This is a genomic window from Schlesneria paludicola DSM 18645 (assembly GCF_000255655.1).
Lineage (GTDB): Bacteria > Planctomycetota > Planctomycetia > Planctomycetales > Planctomycetaceae > Schlesneria > Schlesneria paludicola.
In genome coordinates this window covers 533522-547022 of the sequence record NZ_JH636436.1, presented here as the reverse complement: position 1 = coordinate 547022, position 13501 = coordinate 533522, and the positions used below count along the sequence as shown (strand labels likewise).

Genomic DNA, 13501 nt, shown 5'->3' with positions numbered 1-13501 from the left:
GCCGCCAGCACGCGATTCCATCACGATCGACGAACACCCCCATGCCCGATGCATCTTCTTCCACCGATCAGCGACCACTGCGCGACATTCAATCCTGGATGCAGGTGGTGGTCACCCACCCCGACGGAATCCGTGCAGGAATGATTGCCGCCGAAGCCGTCTCAGGAATCCCGCAGGGTGATGCCGAACGGATCATTCTTCCCTCCAGCCAGATGACCAGCCACGAACGACTGCAGATTTACAATCGAGCCTATTTTGGTCGCTTGATCGAATGTTTGCGGGCTCAGTTCCCTGCGGTCCGCCATGCGGTCGGCAACGACGCATTCGACGGATTGGCATTTGGCTATCTGCTGCAGCATCCCTCGACAAGCTATACGCTCGATCGGCTCAGTCAATCCTTTGATGAGTTTCTGACCTCCACCCGTCCACCGCGGACTATGAAACCGGACTTCGCCGATTTTGCGATTGAACTGGCGCGGCTCGAGCGAGTTTACAACGAAGTCTTCAACGGACGTGGACCGGAATCGGCCCGATCGCTTGAGCCCGCCGATTTCGAAGGACTGTCCCCCGAACGCTTCGCAAGCAGCCGTCTGATCGCCCATGACTGTGTTCGACTGATGGAGTTTCAGTTTCCAGTCCACGAATACACAAGCGCATTGCGGCGAGGTCAGCCTGCGCTGCCACCAGAACCACGTTCGGTATTACTGGTCATCACTCGCCGGAATTACGTCGTGCGGCGATACGAAGTTGCCCGAGACCAGTTTGAACTCCTGACCATATTGCAACAACAGAAAACCGTTGCCGAGGCACTCGACCGTCTCGCCGAAATTCGCCACGACGATTTGTCGTCGCTGGCAAATGACATTCGGAACTGGTTTCGGGACTGGGCCGCGGCACCGCTGTTTGCGAAACTCGTCACCAGCGATTCGTGATTCGAATCAGTGGATCGCGCACGTGCAGGAATTCCTCTCCCTGCAATCTGTTCACCCATGCCATCCCAAGTGAAATATGCGTTTCGATGCCGCTTGTCAGCTTTACGAAAACGACCTTCACTATTGGCTCTGGGCGAAACGAATTTGACCAGCGAAGCAACTCAGCTCGCCAAAATCACGGTCTGCCGGTACTTTCACTGAGACGCGCGCTCGTCATTCTCAAGCAGGAAGCTTCATTCACGAAATGGGGGCTCACGTGTGGAATGCACGGACGATTTTCGCAGCAGCCATACTCCTCGGAGCGGCAGCCTCAACCAACGGATGGTCTGGCGAGCCCGTCGAAGACTTACTCGCCGCGACGTTTCGCCTGACGGACGGCGAGCACTCGGGGACCTGTTTCATCGTGTCTGTCCCCGCTGCAAGCGCCACTGTGCCCCACAAATGCGTGCTCGCCACTGCGGCGCATGTTCTGGATCAAATGGACGCCGACGAATGCGATCTGATTTTGCGCAGCCGCACGGTGGATGATTGCTATGTACGGAAAGTTGTCTCGATCAAAATTCGGGAGGGACAACGGGATTTGTGGACCGCACATCCTGACCTGGATGTCGCTGCCATGCCGATCGATCTGCCTGCGGATGCAACAGTCGCACCGATTCCCTTCGAACTGATCGCCGATGAGTCCCAATTGATCAATCGAACGATTCGCGTCGGCCAGGAGACCTGGATCAGTTGCTTCCCCGCCAAGCTGGAGTCGAACGAAGCAGGGTGGCCTGTGCTGCGACGAGGTTCGATTGCCTCTCATCCACTGATTCCTCTGAAGGCCAATAAGACAATCCTGATCGATTATAAAGTTTTCGGCGGTGATAGCGGAGCTCCCATCGCGACGATCGTCAACAACCGCCCCCTCATTGTCGGTGTCGCGTCCAGCATGCAGCAGCAGACCGACCGATCGACTCTGCCCTTCGAAGAACGAGTCATGCACACCCCCATGGGACTATCCATTGCCGTGCAGTCTGCGTATCTGCGTGACACCATCACGCAGATGCAGCAGAAGTGATGGCTTCACATCGACTTCACCCATTCCAATTAACCTCCGCAGTGTGACAACCCGGACTTTCGGCAAGCTTGTCTTCGGCAAAAGTCGCCTTTCCAGCTTTGGACGGTTCTGATATTTACCGGCCAAAACCGCCGATCCAAGGCAGGATCGGATTACGTGAGGGGCGTATCAATGACACGGATGTCTTTTGTCTTGCTGCTGGCGACATGGCTGACGATTGGCTGCACCAGCGACCCGATGGGGATGCGGTCATCCTATCGCGACCGCAACGTCGCGCCGTCTGCTGTTCAGCAACCGTACAACAGGGCGCCCGTCGCGGCTCAGCCTGGAATGCAGGGAGCGCAATTCGGTCAGCCCGGCGGCATGACGCAATCTGCGATTCTGCCCCAGGCCGCTCTCACCAACATGCAAGTCGCCCAGGCTCAGGGAGCCCGGCTGAACGGGGTGAGCCCCTATCCCATGGTTGCGAGCGCAGGTGGCCAGTTCGATGGCCGCGACTATCAATTGCTCTCAGGACCAGCGCAACCGCCGCGAATTAGCGGGCGTATCCATCGGATGAATGGGATGCAGAGTTCCGCAATTGCGAACGGGATTCCGCCAACACCACAAGAGGACTTGAAATACCGCGGCGGTCGCACGATTAAAGACCTGAAATTCATCAACCTCTACGTGGGCGGATCAGCAGCCTGGGCCGCCAACGACTGGAAAAGCATCGACAAGGCGCTCGCCGCGGCGATGACAGACCAGAACCTGAACAACGTCATTATGCAGTACTTCGGCAATAAGCCGATCAGTAATCAGTTCCTGGGATCATTTTTCGTCGATGGCTGGAATCCTAAAAACGTCACCAAGAACGACCTGGAGACGCAGGTCCAATATCTCTATCGCCAGAAAGCATTCGATGGACAGGATCTACCGAATCTGGTCGTCAACTTCATGCTGCCTCGCGGAACCATTCTGGCCGATCCGAACAGCGGCCAGCAGACGGCCGTGCTGAACAAAGCCATTCCACAGGAAGAGGCCGAAGATTCCACTGGCGGTCTGGGCGGATATCACGGCTCTGCACACATCGACGGCAAGACGATCTACTACGCGGTCGGCGTGTACTCAGAACGTCAGGCAAATAACAAGACAAACGGAATCCCCGTGTTCGATGCCAACTGGAAAAACGTCGTCGCCACGTTCTATCACGAGCTTCAAGAGGCCCGTACCGACCCGGATGTCGACGACGCCATCACGGCCAATACGATGTCGGTACTGGGTTGGACGTCGGATAGCGGTCAGGAAATCGGCGACTACCCGATCTCCGAAGCCCCTCAATTGATGTTGGTCTTCAAAGAAGTACCGCTGACCAATGGAAGTGGAACCGTACCGATTCAATTGCAATACTCAAATGCCGTACACGGCCCCGAAGGCCCCATTCCCTATCCCCACGGAATGGAACCCGGCCCCGGAGATCAAACACCAAGCAATCCGCCGGCGAACAACAATCCACCAACGAACCCCGGTTCCAGCCTGCCCGCGAATTTGCCACCGCAGGTTGTGGACATGGTCAACAACTGGGATCGGCTGGATGATTACGTGCGAAAAGGCATCCTGAAATTGCTAGCACCGTGACGTCTGCACATGAAATTACCCGTATTCCGGAACAATCCGCATTCCGAGCTTCGTAAGGACATCCAGAAGTGAAAGTCATTCGCGGCCGGAAGGCCCTCGTTACCGGCGCGGCTTCGGGGATCGGACGTGGAATTGCATTGGCCCTGGCGCGTGAGGGTGCGGATCTCACCCTGTGGGATGTCGACGAAACAGGGCTGACATCGCTTGCGGACGAGATCAAGGCCTTGGGAGTCTGCGCCGACACGACACGTGTCGACCTGACGCAACCTAATGAGATTACCGCGGCAGTCCAGTTACTCCTTGAGCGATCGCAAACGATCGACATCCTGGTGAACAACGCGGGTGTTGCCTACTACGGGCCAACCCACTCGATGACCGCCGCGCAATGGGACTGGTTGCTGGGTATTAACCTGCTGGCGCCGATCCAGCTTACACGCGAACTGCTGCCGACGCTGCTTGAACGTCCGGAAGCACACATCGTCAATGTGTGCAGTATTTCTGGACTCGTTGCGGGTGGACGATTCGCCGCCTATCACACCAGCAAGTTCGGTTTGATCGGATATTCCGAGGCGCTTCGCGCGGAATACGGTCGTCGCGGACTGGGTGTAACGGCGCTGTGCCCCGGCCCGTGCCTTACGAACCTGTATCGCGACTGCGCCACCGGAAAGCAGGGAAAGACCGTTCCCCATCCACCCCGATGGCTGTGCACAACGATCGACACAGTCGCGGCGAGCACCATCAAGGCGATCCGCCGAAACCACCGAATGCCTTTGATTGGACCGATGGCTCATCTGCTGTGGAACATTAAGTGGCTCGCCCCGGGTCTGCTCGATTTCCTGAATCACTTCCGCAGGAAACGTCGAACACAGCCAACGGGATTGATCTCAGCAAACGATCAGCAGACGGCATCCCGTCATGCGGCATAAAGGGCGTATTGAGGAGCGTGAGACACGCGAATCACCCTCGTCGGCTATCCCAGTCACGCCTCGAAGAGAAGCGGTCTTCGGACTCGCTGGTGGGAATTTCTAGTTGCGATCCCGGAAGCCAACTGGCAGCGAATGAGGCAATGCACACGTCATTCGGAATTGCTTTGCAGGATCGCAAAACTTTGTCGCCGCTGGCTCCGGGCGAAACGATTGAATGTGATTCAAGGTAATTTGGCGCGATCTCAGAAAGATCACGCCAGTTGTGTAGACCAACTTCAATCACCGTAGCGACCAATAACAGGGGCTGGTCCTACGCGGATTCGACGACGCCTATGATGTCGTGAGAATCAAGGTGCCTGTCCTGTTGATTTCAACAGGACACCAACCGTCACGGAATCCAATCACTCCGCTACGCCAGGAAGATCACGGTCGGCGTTGGTGGCTTCATCAATAATCGCGTGGGCCATTGCCTGACCTCGCGTCAGACGGGCCTGAAGTTCCCCACGGTACGTTCTGAGCGGGCGAGTCATCAGACGCTCGATGACTTGCTTCCTTGTCTGCCATTCGGCGTCAGAAATCCCTGTCGTCGCGGCCAACTCGTTCATCGCCGCAAGCCCCTTTTCGACAGCAAGCAAACTTTGATCGACATCGTCCATCACCTTCTTCGATGAGTCTTCACGAATGTTTTGTCGCACTTCCCATCGCACCCGCAGGGTCTGAATCATCCCATTCAACGCGTCAAACCGATGCGTGTCATCGGGAATCGATTCTGGATGACTCACCAGCAATTGAATCGCGGTGGCAACGTTACGGACGGACGCATCCACCGTCGGTGAGAAATAGATGACATGTAGGCGATACATCAGTTCGCGAGCAGGGTCTTCACCGGCCCGCGCTAGCAGATCGGCCGTTTCCTGACGACCGAAGTAACTGACCAGGGGATCGTAGGGGTCAAGCTGCTGCTCTACGGCGGCCACCTGTTCCCGCGTCGGTTTTGGTCGGCGCGCGGCATTTCCAAGAGCCTCAAAATAGTCACGTCGCCGCGAATCTTCGGGATGCAACCCTTTCTTGTCGACGGCTTTGACCTGCTGGATCGCCGTACGAGGTCGATCTTGCAATTGCTTCTTCAGGATGCGGCGATATGCCCACCAGTGTGTATCAGGATTCTCACGTACCAGTGAACGCTGTGACGTGACTTCTTCCAGCCGCCGAATCAATTCTTTCGAAGCCCCACCTTCTCCCAGCCATTCCACCAATCGCGAACGACGCGACAGATCGCGTTCCTCTTCCAACTCCTTGGGCTGTCCGGATTCGTCAATCCAGAACGGTGCAGGTGTCACCCGAGTGGCCGTCAAGACCGCTTGGACCTCCTGTTGTTTGTTCCCCCAACGCATGACTTCCATCGGGGCACGTGCGGCGATCGTTCCGTGAAGGCAGGAATTGTGAGCCACTTTATGGTCGTCACACATCTCACCCAATGCCAGATGATCGAAGGTCGGAAGATTCAAGAGTGCCGACCAATCCATTCCACTTCGAGCGAGCACGCGACAAACGTGCGGCATTTCGAGTCGCTGCGCGAGATCACTCGGGACAAATAGGTCTTCACACATGGTGCCGAATAACAGCAAATCGCCTGCAGACGTTTCGATCGCCATGAGCTGGCGAAACGACTCACGCATCGATTGGATGACGCTCAACATCGGTTCGGGACCAAAGTCGATCCCTTCGAATCGCTGGCAGAACACCCCCCGTTCTGACAATTGCTGTGCGGCGCGCTGATAGTACTCGGTGGTATACGAAGCCAAGCCACTGGTCAGAGAGGACGAAGGCGGACAGCTCAAAATCACATCGAACGATTCGTCTGGCTTTGCCATCAAGGCCAGCTCTGGACTGACGTTGCGCAAGGTGACACGATCATCTGCCAATGGGTTTGCGCCCGTCTCCCGATGCAATTCGCCACGCACAAGACTGATCAGATTGGAATCACCTTCGACGCACACCGCTTCACGAATTGGAAAGCTCAGGCACGTTGACAGTGGAACTCCGGCCGACAACCCCAGCAGCATCACTCGTCCTGGTCGGTCGGCAATGACCAGCGAATAAACGGCCTGGAGTACTTCTGGAGAAAACTGAGGGACCGCGTCAGCCGTATTTGTGATAACAGCTCGGGGAATTCCCGCTTCGCGGACATAGAGTTCGGCCACGCGGCCGCGCCAAAGCGTCAGCGGCCCCGTTCGGCCTTCCCGTCGATGAAGCAGTCGCACATCGTCGAGTGACGCAAGGTATTTCAGTTCCCATCCGGTGCGATAGGCAATCACGGCAGGAGCCGAGAACAGCAGCTTGGCGCTGCGAACAGCATCGTCGCGATGGTGCCAGATCGGAAGTGACACCGCAGTCAGCAGTAGACAGGCCGTCGCCACCAGCCCGTTCCAAGAAAACTGGGCCTGAAGTGTGCGAATACGAAGTCCCGCCGCCGCAACCGACATCGCCAGAACGCAACAAATCAGGACTGACGTTGCGTCCCATAAGCCACCCATCACGTAGGTCGCCAACGCAAAGCCTGCAACACAGGGAACGCCGTAAAACACCATCCGCGATCGCACTTCATTCGAGTTCGAATCTGCGACCCACGACCAGGCAAAGCCGCACGGGAAGGCGAGGGCCATCAAAAGCAAACACCGAGCCGGCAAAAGCAAGGACACGACCGTCAGTGTGGCATTCATGCGCAGCGACAAATCGACCAGCAGCGGCTGCAAGGCCAGAATCACACTCGCCGCGACCGCCGCAATTACCCCCCCCCACGCAGCGCGATCAATGGATTGACCCAGCCGCGATGCCACGAACAGACCGGCAGCCATTCCAAAAAAGAGACCTGCCAACTGCACATCGACGACGAACGCCCCTTGCGGCATCAATTGATTGGCCAACCGAACATGACACGCCAGTAACGCGCCCGTCAAAAAGACCATCCCCCAACGAATGACCATCACTCCCGTGTCATGACGAACACAAGACTCTGAAAAACTCACGCCTCGTTGTGAGGAAACGCATCCAAATCGCCAGATCGTCAGCCCCAGGATCAGGCATGCGGCCATGATGGGAATGAAGAGCCCGAACCGAGGTGACAATACCAACGAATTCAAGACCAAACCGCACGCGATCCCGCACAGCATCGTTGCGTTATTCGCTTGACGCACGCCCGCCGACGAGGCGGGGCCTTGTGTCACCTGCATGACGAGCGCCGACGCGAGCATTCCTGGCATGATCCAGGCGAGTGCGGCAACCACCAAGGCGACCACGGGCGCTGTGAACGAGTTTTCCAGCCAACTGACCGGCAACCACTTCATGCCAATCGTCAGCGTATCAATCCAAAACGGATGCAGGAGAGACCATGCCCCAAGGCCGATCACAAACGTCAGGGGCGTGCTGCGTTCGGTGCCGTCAGCTCGCGGCGCTGCCCAGTACGTCCCCAGCCAAAGCGAGAATGCCAGCGACAAGCTGGCCGCGAGTTGGAAGCCGGGATCAGGCCCAAACGTCAGACTCCACTGCTGCCACATCGATGCTGCGACAAGCCCCAGGAATAACCCCAAGCCTGCAAGTGCCAGCGATAATTTTGAGAACCGTGCGGACCAGCGATTGCGATCCACCCACGTTAACAATGTCCCTGCGTTCATGGCGTCCCTGCCGTTGAATGCCCGTCAATCTCGGCGCGGACTCCGTCCGCCCTGTCGATGCTCCGGCAATTTCTACCGGAGAACGGAGTTTTCGGGCAAGAGCGAGTTGGCCCCAGCGCGGACAAGGCAAGAATCGAGGTTCAGACCGCTCGAAATTGTCCTCCCCATCCGCCGCCTGTTCTCGGCCGCAAGGTTCCGCTTTTGAAGTCGCGAGTTTGAGAAAACTCCCCTTCGCAGAAAAAAGTGGCACGCACGATCGCCATCCGCCTTGCCGCGGCAACGTGGTGCATTACCGTTGCCCAAAGTGCCAGACTCGCCAATGATCCTGAGGCGTCGTCCACTGTGGGCCTTACGCTTTCGGTACCAGCCCCAGTTGATTCTGAATATCGAGGCTGACCGCTTCGACGCTTTGCGAACCGTCGGTTTGAATTACCAGTTCTTTGCGGCGAAACAACTCGAGCACCGGTTCGGTTTGTGTCCGATAGTCCTGCAGCCGCTGCCGTAATCCGGCTTCATTATCGTCGCTGCGAATGACCAGCTTTCCGCCGCAGACGTCACAGGTATCGATCACCGCCGGACGATGATGAATCAGGTTGTAGTCGAGACCACACTGACTGCAGAGCCGTCGTGCCAGGACGCGTTCGAAGACGACTTCGTCAGGCACAGCAATGTGAATCACGGCGTCAATATCGTAGCTCTCAAGGAAGAACTCGGCCTGAGTTTTCGTTCGTGGAAACCCATCGAGCACAAAGCCGAAATTCCAATCGTGCTGCGACAGACGGTCGCGAATAATTTGCTCGACCGTCTCGTCTTCGACCATTCGTCCCGCGGCGATCAACCGCTTGATCCGCGCGCCAAGCTTCGAATGAGACTGAATGTGCCAGCGAAAAATATCTCCCACCGAGATATGTACGATATCGAAGTCGCGTTTTAGCAGCTTCGCCTGGGTTCCCTTGCCACAACCCTGCGCCCCCATGATGACATATTTTCGCATGCTCTTTTTCTGTTCGATTTCGGCTCGTGAAGAGCGGTTATCTCAAATGAGACGTTCGGTCGTCCGGCGGACTCGCCCCGATAAGACGCGGGCATTCCGCGGTTCAGAAGATAGAACCGATCGATTTGCAGTCGTTCCGGGAAGCCTATCGTGCACACCATGAACGGGCAGGTCAAATGGCTCTGGCACTTCCGGGCAAGAGATTTCCCGCGTCGCCCTAAAAGTCAACCAAAACCTCACGAACGAAACCCACGACGAAGGTAGTCCGCAACCTCTTGAATCGCGATCTTGGCGGTTTCAAATTGTTGCACGCGACGCATGAACGCATGAATCATCCCGTCATAGCGACGGACGGTCGCGTCAACTCCCGCCGCGCGTAAGGCCGCGGCATACACTTCACCTTCGTCTCGCAGCGGATCAAACTCGGCAGTGATCACAAACGCCGGCGGCAATCCCTGCAGCGACTCGGCTCGTAGCGGCGACGCATACGCTTCGTGCATTTGCTCGGGCGACGAAACGTAATGCTTCCAGAACCACATCATTTCGCTTCGGGTCAGAAAATACCCCTTCGCATTCGCGATGTACGACGGTGTCTCGAAATTGCAGTCGGTGATCGGATAAATCAGAACCTGGAAGGCCACTTTCGGACCGTTTCGATCCCGCGTCATCAGACAGGCGGCCGCAGCCAGATTGGCCCCCGCACTATCACCCGACATCACGATCCGGTCGGGATGGCAGCCAAGTTCTGCCGCGTGATTGTACACCCATTGCAGCGCCGTGTAGGCATCTTCGGCGGCCGCAGGGTACTTGTGTTCGGGTGCCAGACGATATTCCACACTGACAAACACACTGTCCGACGCAGCAGCCAGCCGCCGGACAAGGTCATCATGAGTGTCGACGCTGTTCAAGACCCATCCGCCGCCGTGAAAGTACAGGCAAGCCGCCAGCGGCGTGGATGTTGTCGGCAAGTAGATGCGAATGGGCAGATCGGTCCCATCAGGACGTTTGATCAAGAGATTCTGCACCTGCCTTAAGACCGGCGGGTTGGGAGCGGGCTTTGCGCCGATCGCCAGCGCCCGCCGCGTCACCTCGATCGGCAGAGTCTCCATCGGGGGCAGGTTCTGCTTTGCAAGTTGATCGAGAAACGCGGCGGCTTCGGGAATTAGTGGCATATCGGCTCTTCTCAACTCGGCGTGCGCGACGACAGGGAAATGCGGCGTTCAATTTGTTCATGCCGTGGCCAACGAAGGCTCGCGGTACCCAAGTCTCGATCTTACGCGCTTTGCAATCCACTCGCAAAGTGCGGGATGTCAATCAACAGGTGTGAGGATTGATTGCGGCCTTGGAATTGGCGTGGACGAGACCCTTGCGCTCACAAAGACGTATCCATTTTGAGTGGCGCGTTGGGATTGGGGTTCAGGATCGGAATGTGGCTTGAAAGCGACTGCTCTAAAGGCCCAACGGGGCCGGCAAGTCTCCTAGCCAGGGTCGAAAGCGTCTTCGCTGTAGGCCCTGGATTAGACGAAGATGGAACGATCAGGTCTGAAGGACCGGCCAGTCGAATTCAATCCCAGACGTATCGTTCATCGATTTCGAGTCCGTGTTTGCGACAAAGTTCGCGGAATTCATCCTGAAATGAACGATGTCGATGATGCTCCTCCTGCCGCTGGACGTACTTGATGACATTTTCGAGGATTGATTCGCTGATCGAAAAGGCACCATACCCTTGTTGCCATGAAAATGCCCCAATCTGAAGGGGCGACTTCTTCGCCCACTTTGACGTTTCGATTTTGATTTGTTGAATGAGGGCGGAAATTGTCACAGTCCGCGACAACCCGCAAATGACGTGAACATGGTCAGTCCAACCCCCACAACATTTGGGGATGCATCCGGCTTTCTCAATTTCGTGACCAAGCATTCGAAACAGTGCTTCACGAGAGTCCAACCTCGGAAGAAATGCCTGGCGGTCTTTCGTACTGAAAGTGAAATGCAACCAAACACGCGACAAGGATTGAGGCATGGCGTGACACAATTGAGGGAATGGGATCATCTCAGATGATAAACACGCACCACGCGAAAAAGTTGCTGCGGCCAGACCATACGATTTGGTCTTGTGGATCTTTGAATCATCGCGAATCGATAGGTCGGTCCTTCAGACCTTCGCTGTCTCGTGGGAACGATTCCAGGGCCTGCGGCGAGGACGCCTCCGACCCTGGCTAGGGGACTTGCCGGCCCCGTTGGGCCTCAAAGCAAATCCGCCGCTCATCGCGACTTCAGCTCGTCTCGAATTTCCGTCAGCAGCTTGTCGGTCAGCGACAACTCCGGTGTTGCAGGCGGAGCGGCGGCCTCGGATCGCTTGAAGGCATTCATCGCTTTGATCATCGCGAAGACGCAAATCGAAATAAGCAGAAAATCAAAGCTCGCCTGCAGAAAACTACCGATATTGATCGTCGCGGGTTCCAGCTCTTTTAGACCGCCTGGCGCTAAGGGATCGAGGATCTTCGTGCGGGGAAGCACGAATTTGATCTCCGTGAATTCCTTTCCCCCGATCAAGTAGCCAATAGGCGGCATGATGACGTCATTGACCAGCGAGTTCACGATCTTTGTGAACGCCGCCCCCATAATCAGTCCCACCGCGAGATCGACAACGTTGCCGCGTCGAATAAATGCCTTGAATTCGCTGAAAAGGCTCATTGGGATTCCTCCGCGATTGAGTCAGGCTTCGACCAAAAACACCGCACACCAATGGCGGCATCTGACGAGCATGCTGACGGGAACACCAGAGAGGCCGTGAATCCCCAGCAACCCCGATGCAAGAAGCCATTCTCACTATCGGTTGGGGGATTCGTGCGAATGACTGGCCGTGGCTGGCCGAAGACTTTGCGAGGGAAATGACTTCAAAATTGACGTCAGCTCTTCAATCTCGTCCTGCTCTTTTTCGAGATCGACATTCGCCTGCTCGAGAAACCCCTGATGAAACTCGCCCTGCCCCTGTGCTCCAGGCGCGTCGAGGATGATCGGCCCTGACGCGTCGTTCACGGCGAACAGCGCACTTCCCACCGGCTGCAATCGCATTGGACTGGCGACGCGCCCCAGCAAAATTGTGCCGATCACGGTCGATCTGGACACATCACCAGACTTCGTGACCGAAATCGCTCCTTCGGCAGACACACGAATTTCATGGACTCCGTCCGGAACGGTAATCACAGGTTGTAGCAGAAGCTCTTCACCGGTCGTGGCGAGACACAACTGACGATTGCGATTCAGAGTGAATGCGCCACACCGCGTCAGGTACGTATTCTCCACCGATTTAAGAACGTAAAATCCCTCACCAGAGATGGCCAGATCGAGCGGACGCCCGGACTTTCGAAGTGTGCCTTGAGTGTGATCGACGAGCAGCGGCCCCATCCGACACCCTTCTCCCTGAATCGGGGTCCCCAGCGATTGCAATACCGCAGGCTCGCCGGTGGCAGGCGAATCCCCCATTCGGGAACTATAAACATCGACAAGCGTGACACGCAGGCGTTTGAAACCTGGCGTGGCGGCATTTGTGACGTTGTGCCGCAACTGCGAAATCGTCGCTTCAAGAGCCGCCGACGAGGCCAACTGGTCTGGTGCATTGAAACGAATCCGGGTGGAGGCGGGTTCCGCGGCGATCTCACGACTTCGACTCGGAATCTCATCCAAATCGGCCGAGGCCAGCTTTTCGGGCATCCCTCCCATCAGTTTCGGCAGTGCCCGCAATTGTTTTCGGACCTGAAGCAGATCGCGAACGACCGCAGCGGGAAGCGTTTTGAGCTCGTCGAACCAGATTTCGCGTTCTTCCCGGGTGGCATGCGACAACTCATGTTCGATGACACCGCGAACGGCTGAAGCTTCACCGGCATCCGGCGTGGGCTCGGCACTTTCGGGAATCTCATCGGGCAACGAATCGGCAGGTGATGGGACTTGGGACGGGGGATCACCCACTTGAAGCACTTGGGGAAGCACGATCTGGTCTTGTTGACTCAACGCAGCGACCACTTCACGTCGGATCTGATCTTCCAGTGCCGAGGGTTGTTGAAGACGCGAGCGACCAGGTTTCGATGGCCCGGGTTCGAATACCTCGTCCGTCGTACAACCCGCGTCAAACTCTGCAACCTGCTTCAAGTTGGCATGCGACAACGGAACTTGACTGCGGCGTTCGAAATGGCGGTGAATGGCATAGTGCCCTACCAACGATGCCAGTAACGCCAGCGAAACCACGCCCCCAGTGTTCCGCATGCCTCTCATCGTCAACTCCTTTTGGCGAGAACGAC

Annotated in this window: 10 protein-coding genes; 4 read left to right on the top strand and 6 right to left on the bottom strand. The window is 56.8% G+C overall.

Annotated features, from left to right (window positions below; all coding sequences use genetic code 11):
- The first annotated feature begins 41 nt into the window (after positions 1–41).
- The 4 genes from OSO_RS0135520 (at position 42) to OSO_RS0135500 (ending at position 4535) form a co-directional block, all read left to right on the top strand.
- Positions 42–932 (top strand): HvfC/BufC N-terminal domain-containing protein, encoded by an 891-nt coding sequence (locus OSO_RS0135520; RefSeq protein ID WP_010587568.1) that lies wholly within the window; start codon positions 42–44, stop codon positions 930–932.
- A gap of 256 nt (positions 933–1188) precedes the next feature.
- Positions 1189–1992, top strand: coding sequence for a trypsin-like serine protease (locus tag OSO_RS49040; protein ID WP_157605913.1), 804 nt, complete (start codon positions 1189–1191; stop codon positions 1990–1992).
- A gap of 171 nt (positions 1993–2163) precedes the next feature.
- Entirely contained in the window at positions 2164–3609 is a 1446-nt protein-coding gene (locus OSO_RS0135505; protein ID WP_029247808.1) for a hypothetical protein, read from the top strand.
- 68 nt (positions 3610–3677) lie between these two features.
- Positions 3678–4535 (top strand): SDR family NAD(P)-dependent oxidoreductase, encoded by an 858-nt coding sequence (locus tag OSO_RS0135500; protein ID WP_010587565.1) that lies wholly within the window; start codon positions 3678–3680, stop codon positions 4533–4535.
- A gap of 401 nt (positions 4536–4936) precedes the next feature.
- Here the strand turns inward: OSO_RS0135500 and OSO_RS49035 are convergent, their stop codons facing one another.
- The 6 genes from OSO_RS49035 to OSO_RS0135465 all read right to left on the bottom strand — a co-directional run bounded on the left by OSO_RS49035 (position 4937) and on the right by OSO_RS0135465 (position 13475).
- Positions 4937–8209, bottom strand: coding sequence for a spermidine synthase (locus OSO_RS49035; protein WP_010587564.1), 3273 nt, complete (start codon positions 8207–8209; stop codon positions 4937–4939).
- A 349-nt stretch (positions 8210–8558) separates the two neighbouring features.
- A complete protein-coding gene (locus OSO_RS0135485; RefSeq protein ID WP_010587563.1) occupies positions 8559–9203 on the bottom strand; it encodes an adenylate kinase family protein in 645 nt (214 codons plus the stop codon).
- A 236-nt stretch (positions 9204–9439) separates the two neighbouring features.
- Complete coding sequence (locus OSO_RS0135480) at positions 9440–10375, bottom strand: LipP1 family hormone-sensitive lipase (protein WP_010587562.1); 936 nt, start codon at positions 10373–10375, stop codon at positions 9440–9442.
- Positions 10376–10767: 392 nt separating this feature from the next.
- Complete coding sequence (locus tag OSO_RS0135475) at positions 10768–11223, bottom strand: transposase (protein ID WP_010587561.1); 456 nt, start codon at positions 11221–11223, stop codon at positions 10768–10770.
- A gap of 242 nt (positions 11224–11465) precedes the next feature.
- Positions 11466–11897 (bottom strand): large-conductance mechanosensitive channel protein MscL, encoded by a 432-nt coding sequence (gene mscL, locus OSO_RS0135470; RefSeq protein ID WP_010587560.1) that lies wholly within the window; start codon positions 11895–11897, stop codon positions 11466–11468.
- A 135-nt stretch (positions 11898–12032) separates the two neighbouring features.
- Positions 12033–13475 (bottom strand): flagellar hook-basal body protein, encoded by a 1443-nt coding sequence (locus OSO_RS0135465; protein ID WP_157605908.1) that lies wholly within the window; start codon positions 13473–13475, stop codon positions 12033–12035.
- Positions 13476–13501 lie beyond the last annotated feature (26 nt).